This is a genomic window from Pannonibacter sp. XCT-53 (genome assembly GCF_009915765.1).
Lineage (GTDB): Bacteria > Pseudomonadota > Alphaproteobacteria > Rhizobiales > Stappiaceae > Pannonibacter > Pannonibacter tanglangensis.
Window position 1 is genome coordinate 159246 of the sequence record NZ_JAABLQ010000001.1, and the last position, 14398, is coordinate 173643.

The window sequence follows — 14398 nt, forward strand, 5'->3', positions numbered from 1 at the left end:
CGCCCGAAAGTCATCCGAGGAAAATTATAGATGAATGAAGCAGTCAGCACAAGCGGCAGCAATAGCAATTGGGACCGCCCGACAAAGCGGCCGGCAATGATCGCCGGTCGGACGGCAGATGATATCGAGACTTGGGAGGGCCTGGTCGAACGCGTCCGCGAGGTCGCCCAGGCACGCGGTTGGAACAAAACGGAGGTGGGACGTCGTGCTGAGTTCACCTCCTCCGCATTTTCGCAGTGGTACAGCGGCTCCTACATGGGCCGCCTCGACCGGCAGAACGAGCAGATCCGCCGCTGGCTGGAGGCGGTCGAGAACCAGCAGGAGCTCGTGTCCGCTATCCCGACCGGACCCGGTTTCTTGCGCCTGCGCACGGCCAGCGAGATCATCAACACGCTCCAGTGGGCGCAGATCTGCCCCGATCTGGTTGTGATCACCGCCGCCTCCGGGCTCGGCAAGACCGCTGCCTGCCGCTATTACCAGGCCGTGACGCCGCACGTACACATGGTCACGATCAGCCCGCACACCAAGACGGTGCACGGGATGCTCGTCGCACTCGTCGGCGCGCTTGGTGTGACGCAGCACAATCCGGCGCGCTACGTCGAGGCCATCGGCCAGCGGCTGGAGGCCCAGGGCGGACATACGCTCCTGATCGTCGACGAGGCCCAGAACCTGGTCGATGACGCCATCAATCAGCTCCGGCATTTTGTCGACATCAACCGGTGCGGGATCGCGCTCGTCGGCAACGAGGAGATCTATGCCCGGTTTACCCGTCGGGCGGACGGGCCGAGCTATGCCCAGCTCAAGCGCCGCATCGGCAAGCGCCTCAAACGCAACAAACCGTACGCCGAGGACCTCACCGCATACATCGCAGCCTGGGGTGTGACCGATCCGGACGCGGTGCGGTTTCTGACCGGTGTCGGGATGAAGGGCGGTGCCCTCGGCCAGATCGACAAGACCATGAAACTCGCCAGCATGCTCTCGATGAGCGAGGGCGCGGAGCAGGTCACCGCGACGCACATCCGCGACGCATGGAGCAACCGCGACGTGGAGGACATGGCATGAGCCTGGTCCTCTCCCGCGAGCTGCGGTCGATCGCCATTACCCTGCCGCATGCTGATCCCGCAATTCTGGACCGCATCGCTGCCGAGGTTGCCGCGCTCGCCGATCTGGCAGCGGCGCTCGAATGCGAACTCCAGGCGCATCGCCTCCTGGAGCGGGGTCAGCAGACGCGGCAGCTCGCCGCCGAGGCGGTCGCCGGAGCTCTCACGGCCGTCTCAACCTCGGCCGACAACGTGATCCGGCCGGTGTTCCGGCGCACAACGGAGGATGACGCATGCTGAGCGATCACCTGAAAATCATGCGCAACAGTGTGGCGTTCGGCCGTGCTTCCGACGGCTCATTGTCCATGCATGCGAGCGTTGCCGACCTCCTCGATCGGGCGCTTGAGAAATGCATCAGCGCTGCCGAGCAGATCGAGGCCGAACAGGCCGCCCGGCTCGCGCAGGTCACGGCCGACCAGCTCGCCGGATCGAACGTGGTGCTGTTCGCACCGCGCGATCGGGCGGCGCTCACGAGCGGCGGCGATGCGCCGGGGGGTGCGGCATGAGAGTGCGTCACTGGACCATGCAGGAGCTCGCCATGCTGATCGGCATGCGTGCCCTCGGCGAGAATTACGAGGCAATCGCATCGACGCTGGCACGCTCGCCAGCCGATGTAGCTACGACGCTGCGCACCGCCCGGTGCCTGATCCGGGCCGAGGAGTGGATCGAGCCGTTGCTGACGGTCAACTCCGTGGATCGCACCCGATACCCGGAACGGCGCGCGGCCGCCGTTCCGCCACGCCAGTACCGCGTCAGCCCGCATGTGGACCAGATCGCGGAACTGGCCGAGCGCAATCCCACAGCATCCCTCATGGGAGATCCGCAGCCGGACCGGCGCGCCACCAAGGCGGCACGCAAGTCCCGGGTCTCCCTGCCAACTGTGAAAGGCTACTCCAATGACCACTGATGAAATTGCACTGCCCGAGGGCTACTGGATGGACGCCAAAGGCGCGTTGATCCCGGTCAGCGCCATCAAACCCGAACACCAGGAGGAGGATGCGCTCGTTCGTGAGCTCGTCGCCGAGGCCGAGGAACTGTCGGCACGGCTGGCGGCGTTTAAGGCCCGCGCGCTCGGAGACGTCCAGGCGTTCCGCGATCTGGTGGCGGAACGGTATGGTGCCAAGCGCGGTGGCCAGAAGGGCAACATCACGCTGTCGCGGTTCGACGGTTCGGCACAGATCCTTGTCGCGGTCGCCGAAAACATCACGTTTGGTGCCGAGTTGGAGGCCGCCAAATCGCTGATTGACGGGTGCATCCATCGTTGGAGCGAGGGGGCCAACGCAAACCTGCGCGTCCTGATCGACCAGGCATTCCAGGTCGACAAGCAGGGCAAGATCTCGACGCACCGCGTGCTCGGCCTCCGCCGCCTCAACATCGACGATGCCGACTGGACGCGGGCTATGGACGCGATCTCGGATGCCGTGCGTGTCACCGGCACCAAGACCTATGTCCGGGCCTACAAGCGCGGCAGGAACGAGGATGACCGGATCCCGATCTCGCTCGACATCGCCAGCGTGTGAGGTGAGCCATGGATCGTGAAAAGCTCAAGGCTCGGATCCGCGCCCTCCTCCAAATGACCACCGACCGTGGTTGCACTGAGGCGGAGGCGATGGCGGCCGCCGCCAAGGCGGCAGAGCTGATGCGCGAGGCCGGGTTAGACGAGGATCAGCTTGAGATCGGAGAGGCGTGGTTCAGCGCCAGCGCTGGAGCCCGCTCTGTCCTCACTCGGCTCTGGACCTGTATCGCGAGCTGCACAAACTGCGTAACGGTTTTCGACGGTGAGCGCGGATTTGCGTTCATCGGAGCCGGGCCGGGACCGGAGATCGCCGCGTATCTTTGCGATGTCTGCCGCCGCGCCATCGAGACAGCCGAGCGAGAGTTCAAGGCGGGTGACGCCTACCGGCGACTGCGCAAGACCTCAACCCGGAAACAGGCCCTCCTCGAATTTCGGCAGGCAATGATCGTCCGTCTGGGGATCCGCCTGCGTGAACTGTTCGCAGCTGACAACAACACAGCCGCGATCAGCCAGGCCCACGCAGCACGGGCAGCCATGTTCGGGCCAGGGCGGCAGGTCAATCTCCCGACGATCAAGAACTTGCGGTCGACCGCCGCGACCGTTGCGGGATGGAGCGCCGGAAACGACGTGCCTCTCAATCACGGCGTCTCGACAGCACTCGACACGAAACTCATCGGTCGGAGCTGACCCATGACCCGCCTCGACGATCATCGACAGATGGATGCCGAGGCGGAGCATCTGCGCCAGCGGCGGCGGGATCTGCTCGCCGAGGCAAACCGCCGCCGCTGGCGACTGCACCGGCTGCCGGACCTGCAACAGCAGCTCGCCCGCGCCACCACGGATCTGATGCGCCTGGAGCTAGAGGCCCGGCGCGAAACGGAGAGTAAACCCGATGGACATGACAGCATTCACGCCGGACCTCGATACTGGTGGATCGACGAGTGACCTGGCGACGGACCGGGTCATGCTCGCCGTCCAGGCGGCGGCGGCGTCCGTGGAAAGCCCGGTCGACGAGATGGGTATTCTGACCGTGCTGATGGCCAAAAAGCTGGCCAAGGCGACCCGGAAACTGACTGACGAACAGCGCGAGCTCGTGATCGGCAAAAGCTGCGAAATCCTGCGCCGCGAGTACGCGGCCGAGCTGCGGAGGCTCGACGCATGAGCTCGATCGCCGCCATCCACGTCGCCAAGGCACAGCTCGGGCTGGACGACGACACGTATCGCGCCAAGCTGGCATCGATCACCGGCAAGACCTCCACACGGGACATGAGCGAGGCCGAGCGGCAGAAGGTGCTGACGGTGCTGCGCGGCCAGGGCTTCGGGCCTCGGCCGGCGCAGCGCAAAGACAGGGCGACCGGAAAATACGCGCCGAAACTGCAGAGCCTTTGGATCGCGGCGTGGAACCTCGGCATCGTCCGGGACAAGCGCGACGCGGCGATGCTGGCTTTCGTGAAGCGCCAGACCGGCGTCGATCACACCCGGTTTCTGTCGGATGCCGGCGACGCGGCCCGGGCGATCGAGGCGCTCAAGGGGTGGATCCGCCGCGAAACCGGTAACGACTGGATGTTCAGGGACAGCAAGAGCGCTCCGGTGCCGTCCGATCCGCGCCTGCACATCGTTCTCGCGCAGTGGGGCATCGCCCAGGCACGCGGCCTGGTCTCCGGCCAGCTGTCTGATCGCATTCGTGAAATGGGCTTCACAGACGATTTCACGCTGCTTTCACGGAACGATTTGATCGCGGTCATGAACGACCTCGGCACCCTGATCCGAGGTGCATCATGAGGCCGCTGCCGACGGTTGTCGATGTCTCCGACCATGCCGTATTGCGCTGGCTGGAGCGGGTGCACGGGATCGATGTCGCCGCGATCCGGGCAATGATCGGCGGCGATGTGGCGGCCGGTGCCGCGTACGGTGCCAGCGCCGTGCGGCTCGGTCAGGTGCGCTATCACCTGACGCGCCGGGCCGAGCAGATCGGCGCGCCGGGTGTCGTCGTCGTGGCAACCGTCACGGTGCAGGTGCGAGACCGGAGGCGGCCGTCATGAACGACGATCGGTCCTACACGACATCGCTGCCCGGTCTCCTCGGCGACATCGCCGAGATCGCGGGCGTCGATGTGGCCTATCGTATCGCGTCGAGCCACGGCGGCACTCGCGTCTCGATCCCGCCGCAGGCCGTCGACGGGCACTGGCTGACGGAGCTGGTCGGATTTGCCACGGCGGACCAGATCTGCCGTGGCCTCGCCACTCTCGACCCGGACGGCCGGCTGCGTGGTGTCTCCAATGAGATCATCCCGCGTGGTCCGGCGTCCCTCCTCGCCAATGCCCGCCGCCAAGCTGCGCGCGAGCTGCAGGCCGGAGCCAGCGCGCGCGAGGCCGCGCGTCGAAGCGGCTTGCATGAACGCACGATTTGGCGCATGAAAGCAGGGCAGCGCGATGATGACGCGCAGGGCTCGCTGTTCTGATCGGCCGCCCGCAGCACTCCGCCTGATGGCCTGCTGACAGCTGTCAGCCCGCTCAAATCCCCCCCGCACCGCAGAGTTGCTCCACGTCCGCCGATCCACCGGCCCGACAGGAGCTCCGCCCGTGCGCCCCATCAATGAAATCATCGTCCACTGCACCGCGACGCCTGAAGGCCGGCCGGTCAGCGTCGCGGAAATCGACGCCTGGCACCGCGCGCGGGGCTGGTCCGGCATCGGCTATCACCGGGTGATAGACATCACCGGCGCGCGCCTTGCCGGGCGTCCGCTGTCGGCCGTCGGCGCGCATTGTGCTGGCCACAACGACGGCACGATTGGCGTCGTTTATGTGGGTGGCCTCGCCGCCGATGGCCGGACACCGAAGGACACGCGGACCCCGGCACAGCGGCGCGCCCTCGCGGCCGAGCTGATGGAGCTGCGCGACCGTTTCAACATTCGCAAGATTTCCGGTCACAACGAGTACGCTGCCAAGGCGTGCCCCAGCTTCAACGCGTCGGCCGAGTACGATCATCTGTTCGAGGGCCGCACGCGCGAGTTTACCCCCATCCTCGACCAGTTCCTCCGGCGCGGCGAAACCGGCCCTGATGTCGACACCTGGCGCAGTCAGCTGATTGCCTGGCGCACCGGCCAGAATGCGCCGAGCCCGCTCCTGAGTGATCCGGATGCCGACGACGTGTTCGGGCACGCGATCGAGGCCGAGACGCTGGCATTCCAGCGCGAGCGCCAGATCGTGGCCGACGGCGTCGTCGGTCCGCAGACGCGCAACGAGATGCGCCTGGCGCTCAACGGGCGTCCGCCGTTCTCTGCCCTCGAAAACTATCAGCGGTGAGCCCCATGGACCGTCCTGCGTACCGCACCTCGAAACAGGCGCTCTGGGCGTCAATGGTCCTCGCCTGGGTCGTGATCCTGGCATTGACCGTTGGTGCTGTTGCTGGCGTCGAGACCGCCGTCGCATTCGGCGCGGTCGCCCTCCCGTCGATGGTTGCGCTGATCGTCGCGATCCTCGGCCTTCATCGTGCCTTCGGGTCACTCGACTACCGCGCGGCCGCCCAGGCGAACCGCGCCTATGATCCGCGCGCAGACCCGGGGGCCGGCGCATGATGTCGCTCGTGAGTGGCCGCATGGTCGGCTTCATCCTCGCGGGGACGCTCGTCGTCGCCATCGCCCTGGTCGGCTGGCAGAGCCTGCGCCAGGTCAACGCCCTGATCGAAATCGTCAGGGCCTCCGCCATCGCCGAGCGCGATGCCCATTGGCGCGCCGAGATCCAGGCCGCCGAGGCCCGCACGGCCCAGGCCATCGCCGACGCGCTCCGCCGCACCATGGCGGCCGAGGCGACCGCCCGCGATCAGATTGCCGCCGCCGATGCGCGCGCGGCCGAACTGGAGAGAGCCAATGCGCAGCTGCCTGACCGCCCTGAGTGTGGCCTCGGCCGTGATCGTGTCCGGCTGCTCAACGGCCGATAGCCCGATCCTGCGCACCGTCCTCGTCGAGCGCGAGCTGCCGACTGTCGCAATCGTGCCCTGCGCCGCGCCGGTGCCGCTGCCGGACCGGCGCCTGGGCGAGCGCGAGACAGCCGATCTGTGGGGCCGCGATCGCACGGCACTGCGTACATGTGAGACCCGTCGCGCGGCCGCCGTCGCGGCATCTGGAGGACCACGGAATGCTGAATGAATATGCGCTGGAGCTGGCGCAGCTGCGCGCCGATCAGGAGCGCGACGCGACCATTTCGGCCGCCGTGGCCAACATGCGCTGCAGCGGTTCGGATGACTGCGCCGACTGCGGTTGCACCATCCCAGCCGCCCGCCGCGCCGCCTATCCGGCGGCAACGCGCTGCGTCGCCTGTCAGGAGCAGGTCGAGCGGGAGGTCTACGCACGATGACCCCATCGGAGATCTCTCAGTATCTAGGTCTGGTGCTGGCTGTCATTGCGTTGCTCGGTCATGCCAAGGGCTATTTCAGTTCGGGTGAAAAGGCGCTTTCCGGACGCGTCGAGAAGATGGCGTCAACGCAGGACAGCCATGAACGGCGGATCCAGTGGATCGAGGGCGAGCTCAAGCATTTGCCGGATCGTGACGCCCAACATCGGATGGAGCTGCAGCTCACAGAGATGAAGGGCATGTTTGCCGCAATGGACGAGCGCCTCCGCCCAATCGTGGCTATCAGCGAACGCATGCACGAACTTATGCTGGAGCAAGCGAAGAAATGACCGAACTCGCCACCGACTTCGCGCGCCTCGTCAAGGAGGAGGCGCGGCTGATCATCCTCCGCGCGCTGGCTGAGCAGGCCAACGAAAGCCTTGCATCTTCTCTGATCGAACCGGTCCTGGCGCGTTTCGCGATCCACCAGCCCCGGCCGTGGATCCACCAGCAACTGGAGTATCTGCAGATGATGGACGCCGTCACCCTAACGGCTGCCGGCACCGTGCAGATCGCCACGCTGACCGAGCACGGCCACCGGCATCTGCAGCGGCATATCGCGATCGAGGGCGTCAAGCGCCCGTCCCGCGCGATCGGAGCCTGACATGGGACGCGGCCGGCTGAACCATATCGAGCTGCTGCCCGAGGAGTGCGGCCCGATTGTCGCTTGGGCTGCCGACGCCTTGCAGGATCGGGACCGGACGCAAACCGAGATCTACGCAGAGTTCGTGCAGAAACTGCAGGATCTGGATCGCGAGTATCGTGGCGAACTGGACATCAAGATCCCATCGTTTTCCGCTTTCAACCGCTACTCAATCAAGCTTGCCAATCTGACCCGCCGCCTGGACGAGACGCGCGAGATCGCGACAGCGATCGCCGGCAAATTCGACCCGGCCGCGTCCGACAACCTGACGCTGATCGCAGCCGAGGCGATCAAGAGCCTCGTCTTCGAGATGATGACCAACCCGCATGGCATTGACCCGAAGGGAGCCATGGCGTTGGCGCAGGCACTCAGATCGGCAACACAGGCCCAGACCGTTTCGAGTGATCGGCGCAAAAAAATCGAGGCGGAGTTCAGGGCGCAGGCCAAGGCTGCGGTGGCCGCAGTCGCCGAAAAGGCCGGGATCTCTCAGGATACGATGGACGAGATCAACCGCCGTCTGGGTGTGGTGTGATGGGCCGTGCGCGGATCATCCCTGAGAACACGGCCGCGATTTTCCTGCCCTATCAAAGTCGCTGGGTGCTGGATAAGTCGCGCCTGAAGCTGATGGAAAAGGGCCGTCAGATCGGCCTGTCCTGGTCGACTGCCTATGCGACGGTCTCGCGTACGGCGCTGGCGACGGCCCGGAATGACCAATGGGTTTCGTCGCGGGACGACATTCAGGCGCGGCTGTTTCTGGAGGATTGCAAGCTCTGGTCCGGAAACCTGGACCTTGCCGCGCGGGACCTGGGCGAGGTCGCGCTCGATCCTGAAGGCAAGCACAGTGCCTATGTGCTGCGATTTGCCAACGGCAAGCGCATCCATTCGATGAGTTCCAATCCGGACGCCCAGGCAGGCAAGCGCGGCGGCCGCGTGCTCGACGAGTTCGCGCTGCATCCGGATCCGCGCAAGCTGTGGTCGATTGCCTATCCCGGCATTACCTGGGGCGGCGCGATGGAGGTGATCTCCACGCATCGCGGCAGCCATAATTTCTTCAATCAGCTGATCCGCGAAGCGCGGGAAAAGGGCAATCCCAAGAAGATCAGCCTGCACCGCGTAACGCTGGAAGATGCGCTCGCCGACGGTTTCCTTTGGAAGCTGCAGCAGTCCCTGCCTGCCGATGATGAACGGCAGGAGATGGACGAGGCGGACTATTTCAACTGGGTCAAATCCGGCACCGCCGACGAGGAGAGCTTTCTTCAGGAGTACATGTGCCAGCCGGCCGACGACGATGCCGCGTTTCTGGAATACGACCTGATCGCTGCCTGCGAGTACCCGGAGGGCACCGCCTGGACAACGATTGAGGGACGGCAGCTCTATGCCGGCATCGACATCGGCCGCAAAAAGGACCTGACCGTCATCTGGATCCTCGAGCGCCTCGGCGACGTCCTCTACACGCGCCATGTCGAAACCATGCGCAACATGAGCAAGCCGGATCAGGAAAAGGTTTTGTGGCCCTGGCTGGACCGGTGCGTTCGGTCCTGTGTCGACGCCACCGGTCTCGGCATCGGCTGGGCAGACGATGCGCAGGCAAAGTTCGGCGACCATGCGGTGGAGGCGGTCACCTTCACGACCCGCGTCAAGGAGGCCCTGGCCTATCCGGTCCGGTCGCACATGGAGGAGCGGCGCTTGCGCATCCCCTATGATCGCGACATTCGCGCCGACCTTAGGTCAGTGACGAAGCAGGTCACTGCTGCCGGCAATGTCCGGTTCACGGCCGAGCGCACGCCGGACGGGCACGCGGACCGGTTCTGGGCCTTGGCGCTCGCGCTCCAGGCGGCTGGAGTACAGCCGATGCAGTACGCGTACCAGTCAGTGCGCAGCCTCGGCCGATCCGGTTTCGACGACGACGATGATGATGACAACACTGGATCCAGTTTTGGGAGGAAGCATTGGTAACCCGCAAGAGCAGGATCCTTGGACCTGACGGTGAGCCAATTGTGGTTTCCGAGCTGGCCAAGGAAGTAGCCACGCCGACGGTCGCCGGCGTCCGTCGCACGCACGAAGACCGTGTCGCTGCGGACCTCACGCCAGAGCGGCTCGGCACGATCCTGCGGGACGCTGCCAAGGGCTTCGGCCGCGCGTATCTCACGCTCGCCGAGGAGATGGAGGAGCGATACCTCCACTATGCGTCGCAGCTGCAGACGCGCCGTCTGGCGATCCGCTCTGTCGACTTCACGATCGAGAGCGAGGGCGTGCCGGCGCGGATCGTCGATGCCGTCAACAGCCTGATCGAGGATGACGGCTTCGAGGACGCGCGAGATCATCTCCCAGACGGGATCGCCAAGGGCTTCGCGGTCTCGGAAATGATGTGGGAGTACGAGCGCGGCGCGCTGCGGCCGGTCGCCTATGTCGACCGCGACCCGCGATTTTTCCGGTTTGACGATCTGACCCTGCGTACGCTGCGGCTCGAAGTCGACGGCTCTGTCGACGGCGAACCGCTGCCGGCGGCCAAATTCCTGAGGCATATGCCGCGCACCCGCCTTGGGCTGCCGCTGCGGCGTGGCATGGCCAGACCTGCGGCCTGGGGCTATCTGATCCACCAGTTTACGGCCCAGGACTGGGCGGCATTCTCGGAGGTTTACGGGATGCCGCTGCGCGTCGGCAAGTACAACATCGCCGCCAGCCCGGAAGACAAGCGGACGCTGTTGCGGGCTGTGGCGTCCATCGCCAATGACGCGGCAGCCATCATCCCGGCCGGGATGGAAATCGAGTTTCATGAGGTCAACGGCGCGAACGGCGCTGCCGTATTCTCCGGGCTCCTGGACTATGTCGACCGCCAGATTTCCAAGTTGGTCCTCGGCCAGACAATGACGAGCGATGACGGCTCGTCGCTCGGGCAGGCCAAGGTGCACAACGAGGTGCGCCTCGACATTTTGCGCGCCGACTGCCGCCAGCTCGCGGCGACGTTCAACCGCGATCTGATCCGTCCGTTTGTCGATCTCAATTTCGGTCCGCAGGAGGTCTATCCGCTCCTGGAGCTGCCTGTCCCAGATCCCGAGGACGTCAAGGCGTTGGCCGAGAGCCTGGGCATCCTCGTTCCGCTGGGGTTCAAGGTCGCCCAGGGCGAGATCCGCGAGAAGCTCGGCCTCTCCGATCCGTCCGACGACGACGAGCTGCTCGCGGCCCCGGCCCCAAGCGCGCCCCCGGCACCGGCCGGCACCTCGGCAGACGAGGCGGAGAGCACGCCGGCCAAGGCCGACCCCGCCAAAGAAAAGCCGGAAGAGAAGCCAACCACAAGGTCCGCACAAGACCAGAACCAGCGCCAGGCGGCGCTTGCTGCGATCGTCTCCGACCACAAGCGGTCCTGCAGCTGCGCCGCCTGCACCGCGCTGCTGAGTGCCGAGGCTAGCCAGCCGGACGCCATGGCCGAGGTCGACGCGCTGTTCGCCGGAGCCATGGACGACTGGCAGGCCGTTGCCGATCCGCTGCTCGCGCCGCTGGCCGCGATCATCCGCGAGGCAGGATCCCTGGAAGAGGCCTTGACGATGCTTGAAACCCGGCTTCCGGACGCGGCAAAACTCGCCGAGAGGCTCGGCCCGCTCACCGCGATCGCGCGTGGCATCGGCGACCTGGCCGACTGATGCCGAGCCCCACGCGCGGCTTTGCGCCCCCTCCCGAGGTGACAGGCTATTTCGACGGCAAGACGAACCGGCCGGCGTTCTCTTGGGCAGACGTCTGGGCCGAGGAGCACGCCTACCGGTTCACCGTCGCCAAAGCCACCGAGCTTGATCTCCTCAACGCGTTTCGCCGCACGATCTCGCAGGCGCTCTCCGAGGGCCAGGGCATCGAGAGCTGGCGGCCGCTGATCCAGGCGGAGCTGACAAAACTCGGCTGGTGGGGGCCGCGCCTGGTCATGGACCCGACCGGCCAGGATGACCCGGTGCGGGTTGATTTCTCCAGCCCGCGCCGGCTCAAGACCATATTCTGGTCGAACGTCAATTCCGCCCGCTCGGCCGGGCAATGGGAGCGCGCGCAGCGGTCGAAAAAATTTCTTCCGTTTGCTCTCTACGTGGCGACGACCAGCAGCGATCCCCGGCCCGAACACCTCGCCCTGGTCGGCACCATCCTGCCGGTCGATCACCCGTTCTGGAAAACGTATTGGCCGCCGAATGGCTGGGGCTGCAAATGCCAGGTGCGGATGATCTCGGCGCGAGAGGCCGAGCGGCTCATCGGCACAACCCGCATTGTCGGCCGGAACCCGGACGGCTCCAACATCACGATTGAATACCGTGACACCGCGCCGGATCTCGGCCCTCCGGTTGACGTCATCAACCGCCGCACGGGCGAGCGGTCCAGCATCCCGGCCGGCATCGATCCGGGCTGGCACACAAATCCGGGCCTCGCCCGCGCATCGACGCTGATCGCCAATCTGGAGGCGCAACTCGCCGAGGCCGCGCCGGTCGACGCAAACCGCGTGCTGACCGAGCTCTGGGCTGATCCCTATTTGCGGCTCGCGCCGCTCCTGCCGGAAAAGGTCTGGTTGCCGGCCGGGCACAATCCGGCCTTGGCGGCCGAGCTCGGGGCTGTGTCGCCGGTGATCTCGATCACCAGCGAGACAATCGCTGACCGGATCACGCGGCACAAGATGGATGTGACAGCGTTCGCGCTGTTGCCGCAGATCCTGACCGAGGGTGCAATCCTGCCTGACATCGCGGGAGACAGCCGTGTTCGCACGGTCCTGCACCGGATCGGAAGGACGATCTGGCGGTCGTTTGTGGCGGTTTCGGCCAACGGCTACCTACGCGCCAACTCGCTGCACCAAAAGGGCGAGAGCGAGCTGCGCAAGCAGATCACGCGCGCAGGCTTGGGCTGGCCCTGGGACTGACGGTAAGGGATAAACGCGCGGCGGGGGGGACCGCTTCCGGGGCTTGACCCGGCTCCCCCAAGGGCCATCGTGGGCTACGGACTTCTCCGCCGCGCTACTTCAAAATACGCTGAAACAGGCTCGCTATCAATCTGTGCCTGGCAGCTTCGAGAGCAGGCCTGACGCTAATTCGTCTGCTCGTCGTTTGCCGTTATCATCGAGCTGCCCGCAGTCAGTCCGGAACTGGCGGATTGTTTTGTTGTACTTCTCCGAGGGGTCCTTGGTGAGCATCACCATTCGCCATGCGCAGGCTGCCACCCGGTCTATCGTGACCGAGCCAAAACAGCCCTCGCTTAGGCATGTCGCAACAGCGAATTGCGCGTCGCGGTCACCGAGCTTTGCGCGCTCATAGTACTCCACGAACAACACCCGGGTCTTCAGGCAGGCCTGCTGCGTCGACGACGCCGCGCAACCAGGCACCGCGAGATAGGTCTCCGCCGCTGGCCAATCTGATGCGGCTGCAGCGGGCTCAGGGATCGGCAGGCCGAGAACGGCGGCGGCAAACACAGCGGTGGCGAGGCGGCTGATCATGGTCAGGCTCCGGTCAACTGGCCTGTTATACGAGCGCCACAGACGCGCGAGAAGCCCCTCGGAGCCCCCGCCATAGGGCCGGGGCCTTTAAAACGCGTCCAAGGGCTTCAAATCCGCTTCAAATTTTGAACGGCTCTTGATCCTCGCCCCTGTCCCGCGTTAGATGAGGGCATCGCCGGACGGGACACCGTTCGTCCCGCGAGCCTTTCCCAAAAATCGCTGCCCCTGATTTCGCGCTGCTGACAGCTGTCAGCCAGGCGCCTGCCGTGTCGCGTGGCACTGTCGTCGCATGATGACACCGCGCCCCCTCCACTGCCTCTCCGCCGAAATGGCATCCGGCCTGACGGTCGTCGACGCATTCGCCGCCGACCCGGATGCGGTTGCCCGGTCGACCGGTCCGGCATCGATCAAGATTGCGCCGCGCGGCCGGTTTACGGCGCGCGACGGCCGTGTGTTCGATGTCAGCCCGGAAATTTTGGTCGAGCGCTTCGCGGCAGATGACGTCCATCTGCCGATCGATCTCGATCATGCGACGGTCAAACGGGCTGCTGCCGGCGAGGCTGCTCCGGCTGTCGGCTGGGTGACGCAGCTCGAGGCCCGCGCCGATGGTCTCTATGGCGCGGTCGACTGGCTCGACGAGGGCTTGCGCGTCCTCGCCGCCCGCACCCACCGCTACATTTCGCCGGTCCTGCAGCTCGACGATACCAAGCGCGCGGTGTGGCTGCATTCGGCCGCCCTGGTTGCGGCCCCGGCCGTGTCCATGCCCGCCGTTGCCTCGGCTGATCCCTCACCTCAGGAGCCCAACATGCCCAAGGAAATTGCCCTCGCCCTCGGCCTCACTGCCGATGCCGGCGAAACGTCCTGCCTCTCGGCAATCACCACGCTCAAAGCCCGTGTCGATCCGGCCGTCCATGCCGAGGCGCTGGCGCGCTGCGCGCAGCTCTCGGCCGAGCTGGCAGCCCGCGGCAAGGCGGCGCATGACGCCAAGGTTTCCGCGACGATCGAGGGCGCGCTGAAGGCTCGCAAGATCGTCCCGGCCCAGCGTGCCGCCTATGAGGCGCTCTGCGCCACGCCCGAGGGGCTCGCCCAGGTCGAGGCGCTGCTCGCGACCCTCGGTGCGGCCCTGACGCCCTCGCGTCTCGACGCCCGGACGGTCCCGGCCGGTGAGCTGACCGGTGATCTCGCCACCCTGAGCGCGGAGGACCGCGAGGTCATGCGCCAGATGGGACTGAGCGAGGACGAGTATCGCAAGGCCAACGGTCTGACCGCTGCCTGACTGATCCCAACTGACCC

General features: G+C 66.0%; 23 protein-coding genes. 22 read left to right on the forward strand and 1 reads right to left on the reverse strand.

The genetic code is table 11. The annotated features are described in order from the left end of the window. The first annotated feature begins 30 nt into the window (after positions 1–30). From GWI72_RS00705 to GWI72_RS00805, 21 genes are all read left to right on the forward strand, one after another. Complete coding sequence (locus tag GWI72_RS00705; RefSeq protein ID WP_161707511.1) at positions 31–1062, forward strand: AAA family ATPase; 1032 nt, start codon at positions 31–33, stop codon at positions 1060–1062. Then, positions 1059–1340, forward strand: a complete 282-nt coding sequence (locus GWI72_RS00710; RefSeq protein ID WP_161707513.1) for a hypothetical protein — start codon at positions 1059–1061, stop codon at positions 1338–1340. Before GWI72_RS00705 ends, GWI72_RS00710 begins: the two co-directional genes overlap by 4 nt. Beyond that, positions 1334–1606 (forward strand): hypothetical protein, encoded by a 273-nt coding sequence (locus tag GWI72_RS00715; RefSeq protein WP_161707515.1) that lies wholly within the window; start codon positions 1334–1336, stop codon positions 1604–1606. The genes GWI72_RS00710 and GWI72_RS00715 overlap by 7 nt, the downstream gene beginning before the upstream one ends. Beyond that, complete coding sequence (locus GWI72_RS00720; RefSeq protein ID WP_161707517.1) at positions 1603–2007, forward strand: hypothetical protein; 405 nt, start codon at positions 1603–1605, stop codon at positions 2005–2007. Before GWI72_RS00715 ends, GWI72_RS00720 begins: the two co-directional genes overlap by 4 nt. Next, positions 1997–2620: a DUF3164 family protein gene (locus GWI72_RS00725; RefSeq protein ID WP_179955996.1), complete on the forward strand. Its 624-nt coding sequence runs from the start codon at positions 1997–1999 to the stop codon at positions 2618–2620. The genes GWI72_RS00720 and GWI72_RS00725 overlap by 11 nt, the downstream gene beginning before the upstream one ends. Positions 2621–2628: 8 nt before the next feature. Next, complete coding sequence (locus GWI72_RS00730) at positions 2629–3303, forward strand: DUF7168 domain-containing protein (RefSeq protein ID WP_161707519.1); 675 nt, start codon at positions 2629–2631, stop codon at positions 3301–3303. 3 nt (positions 3304–3306) lie between these two features. Next, positions 3307–3561, forward strand: coding sequence for a hypothetical protein (locus GWI72_RS00735; RefSeq protein ID WP_161707521.1), 255 nt, complete (start codon positions 3307–3309; stop codon positions 3559–3561). Beyond that, positions 3509–3778, forward strand: coding sequence for a hypothetical protein (locus GWI72_RS00740; protein WP_161707522.1), 270 nt, complete (start codon positions 3509–3511; stop codon positions 3776–3778). The genes GWI72_RS00735 and GWI72_RS00740 overlap by 53 nt, the downstream gene beginning before the upstream one ends. Continuing rightward, on the forward strand, positions 3775–4398 hold the full coding sequence (locus GWI72_RS00745; protein ID WP_161707524.1) for a regulatory protein GemA: 624 nt from the start codon (positions 3775–3777) through the stop codon (positions 4396–4398). Before GWI72_RS00740 ends, GWI72_RS00745 begins: the two co-directional genes overlap by 4 nt. After that, positions 4395–4658 (forward strand): hypothetical protein, encoded by a 264-nt coding sequence (locus GWI72_RS00750; protein WP_161707526.1) that lies wholly within the window; start codon positions 4395–4397, stop codon positions 4656–4658. Before GWI72_RS00745 ends, GWI72_RS00750 begins: the two co-directional genes overlap by 4 nt. Further along, a complete protein-coding gene (locus tag GWI72_RS00755) occupies positions 4655–5077 on the forward strand; it encodes a hypothetical protein (protein WP_161707528.1) in 423 nt (140 codons plus the stop codon). The genes GWI72_RS00750 and GWI72_RS00755 overlap by 4 nt, the downstream gene beginning before the upstream one ends. A 121-nt stretch (positions 5078–5198) precedes the next feature. Then, a complete protein-coding gene (locus tag GWI72_RS00760) occupies positions 5199–5921 on the forward strand; it encodes an N-acetylmuramoyl-L-alanine amidase (protein WP_161707530.1) in 723 nt (240 codons plus the stop codon). A 5-nt stretch (positions 5922–5926) separates the two neighbouring features. Beyond that, on the forward strand, positions 5927–6193 hold the full coding sequence (locus GWI72_RS00765) for an NAD(P)+ transhydrogenase beta chain (RefSeq protein ID WP_161707532.1): 267 nt from the start codon (positions 5927–5929) through the stop codon (positions 6191–6193). Then, the gene (locus GWI72_RS00770) at positions 6190–6555 is read left to right on the forward strand and encodes a hypothetical protein (protein WP_161707533.1); all 366 of its coding nucleotides are present in this window, start codon (positions 6190–6192) and stop codon (positions 6553–6555) included. The genes GWI72_RS00765 and GWI72_RS00770 overlap by 4 nt, the downstream gene beginning before the upstream one ends. Positions 6556–6752: 197 nt before the next feature. Then, entirely contained in the window at positions 6753–6971 is a 219-nt protein-coding gene (locus GWI72_RS00775) for a TraR/DksA C4-type zinc finger protein (RefSeq protein WP_161707535.1), read from the forward strand. Beyond that, on the forward strand, positions 6968–7297 hold the full coding sequence (locus tag GWI72_RS00780; protein WP_161707537.1) for a DUF2730 family protein: 330 nt from the start codon (positions 6968–6970) through the stop codon (positions 7295–7297). The genes GWI72_RS00775 and GWI72_RS00780 overlap by 4 nt, the downstream gene beginning before the upstream one ends. Further along, positions 7294–7611 (forward strand): VpaChn25_0724 family phage protein, encoded by a 318-nt coding sequence (locus tag GWI72_RS00785; protein ID WP_161707539.1) that lies wholly within the window; start codon positions 7294–7296, stop codon positions 7609–7611. Before GWI72_RS00780 ends, GWI72_RS00785 begins: the two co-directional genes overlap by 4 nt. 1 nt (position 7612) lies before the next feature. Further along, a complete protein-coding gene (locus tag GWI72_RS00790) occupies positions 7613–8182 on the forward strand; it encodes a DUF3486 family protein (protein WP_161707540.1) in 570 nt (189 codons plus the stop codon). Continuing rightward, complete coding sequence (locus tag GWI72_RS00795) at positions 8182–9606, forward strand: phage terminase large subunit family protein (protein WP_161707542.1); 1425 nt, start codon at positions 8182–8184, stop codon at positions 9604–9606. Before GWI72_RS00790 ends, GWI72_RS00795 begins: the two co-directional genes overlap by 1 nt. Continuing rightward, a complete protein-coding gene (locus GWI72_RS00800; RefSeq protein ID WP_161707544.1) occupies positions 9600–11291 on the forward strand; it encodes a DUF935 domain-containing protein in 1692 nt (563 codons plus the stop codon). Before GWI72_RS00795 ends, GWI72_RS00800 begins: the two co-directional genes overlap by 7 nt. Further along, a complete protein-coding gene (locus tag GWI72_RS00805) occupies positions 11291–12535 on the forward strand; it encodes a phage head morphogenesis protein (RefSeq protein ID WP_161707546.1) in 1245 nt (414 codons plus the stop codon). The genes GWI72_RS00800 and GWI72_RS00805 overlap by 1 nt, the downstream gene beginning before the upstream one ends. Positions 12536–12661: 126 nt before the next feature. On the opposite strand, the gene GWI72_RS00810 is transcribed toward GWI72_RS00805, so the two are convergent. Then, positions 12662–13105: a hypothetical protein gene (locus GWI72_RS00810; protein WP_161707548.1), complete on the reverse strand. Its 444-nt coding sequence runs from the start codon at positions 13103–13105 to the stop codon at positions 12662–12664. 289 nt (positions 13106–13394) lie between these two features. Here GWI72_RS00810 and GWI72_RS00815 point away from each other — a divergent pair, with 289 nt between their 5' ends. After that, entirely contained in the window at positions 13395–14381 is a 987-nt protein-coding gene (locus tag GWI72_RS00815; protein ID WP_161707550.1) for a phage protease, read from the forward strand. Positions 14382–14398 lie beyond the last annotated feature (17 nt).

Excerpts from the sequence above, each read along its gene's own strand:
- GWI72_RS00705 (WP_161707511.1), top strand. The coding sequence starts at position 31 with ATGAATGAAGCAGTCAGCACAAGCGGCAGCAATAGCAATTGGGACCGC.
- GWI72_RS00710 (WP_161707513.1), top strand. The coding sequence starts at position 1,059 with ATGAGCCTGGTCCTCTCCCGCGAGCTGCGGTCGATCGCCATTACCCTG.
- GWI72_RS00715 (WP_161707515.1), top strand. The coding sequence starts at position 1,334 with ATGCTGAGCGATCACCTGAAAATCATGCGCAACAGTGTGGCGTTCGGC.
- GWI72_RS00720 (WP_161707517.1), top strand. The coding sequence starts at position 1,603 with ATGAGAGTGCGTCACTGGACCATGCAGGAGCTCGCCATGCTGATCGGC.
- GWI72_RS00725 (WP_179955996.1), top strand. The coding sequence starts at position 1,997 with ATGACCACTGATGAAATTGCACTGCCCGAGGGCTACTGGATGGACGCC.
- GWI72_RS00730 (WP_161707519.1), top strand. The coding sequence starts at position 2,629 with ATGGATCGTGAAAAGCTCAAGGCTCGGATCCGCGCCCTCCTCCAAATG.
- GWI72_RS00735 (WP_161707521.1), top strand. The coding sequence starts at position 3,307 with ATGACCCGCCTCGACGATCATCGACAGATGGATGCCGAGGCGGAGCAT.
- GWI72_RS00740 (WP_161707522.1), top strand. The coding sequence starts at position 3,509 with ATGGACATGACAGCATTCACGCCGGACCTCGATACTGGTGGATCGACG.
- GWI72_RS00745 (WP_161707524.1), top strand. The coding sequence starts at position 3,775 with ATGAGCTCGATCGCCGCCATCCACGTCGCCAAGGCACAGCTCGGGCTG.
- GWI72_RS00750 (WP_161707526.1), top strand. The coding sequence starts at position 4,395 with ATGAGGCCGCTGCCGACGGTTGTCGATGTCTCCGACCATGCCGTATTG.
- GWI72_RS00755 (WP_161707528.1), top strand. The coding sequence starts at position 4,655 with ATGAACGACGATCGGTCCTACACGACATCGCTGCCCGGTCTCCTCGGC.
- GWI72_RS00765 (WP_161707532.1), top strand. The coding sequence starts at position 5,927 with ATGGACCGTCCTGCGTACCGCACCTCGAAACAGGCGCTCTGGGCGTCA.
- GWI72_RS00770 (WP_161707533.1), top strand. The coding sequence starts at position 6,190 with ATGATGTCGCTCGTGAGTGGCCGCATGGTCGGCTTCATCCTCGCGGGG.
- GWI72_RS00775 (WP_161707535.1), top strand. The coding sequence starts at position 6,753 with ATGCTGAATGAATATGCGCTGGAGCTGGCGCAGCTGCGCGCCGATCAG.
- GWI72_RS00780 (WP_161707537.1), top strand. The coding sequence starts at position 6,968 with ATGACCCCATCGGAGATCTCTCAGTATCTAGGTCTGGTGCTGGCTGTC.
- GWI72_RS00785 (WP_161707539.1), top strand. The coding sequence starts at position 7,294 with ATGACCGAACTCGCCACCGACTTCGCGCGCCTCGTCAAGGAGGAGGCG.
- GWI72_RS00790 (WP_161707540.1), top strand. The coding sequence starts at position 7,613 with ATGGGACGCGGCCGGCTGAACCATATCGAGCTGCTGCCCGAGGAGTGC.
- GWI72_RS00795 (WP_161707542.1), top strand. The coding sequence starts at position 8,182 with ATGGGCCGTGCGCGGATCATCCCTGAGAACACGGCCGCGATTTTCCTG.
- GWI72_RS00805 (WP_161707546.1), top strand. The coding sequence starts at position 11,291 with ATGCCGAGCCCCACGCGCGGCTTTGCGCCCCCTCCCGAGGTGACAGGC.
- GWI72_RS00810 (WP_161707548.1), bottom strand. The coding sequence starts at position 13,105 with ATGATCAGCCGCCTCGCCACCGCTGTGTTTGCCGCCGCCGTTCTCGGC.
- GWI72_RS00815 (WP_161707550.1), top strand. The coding sequence starts at position 13,395 with ATGATGACACCGCGCCCCCTCCACTGCCTCTCCGCCGAAATGGCATCC.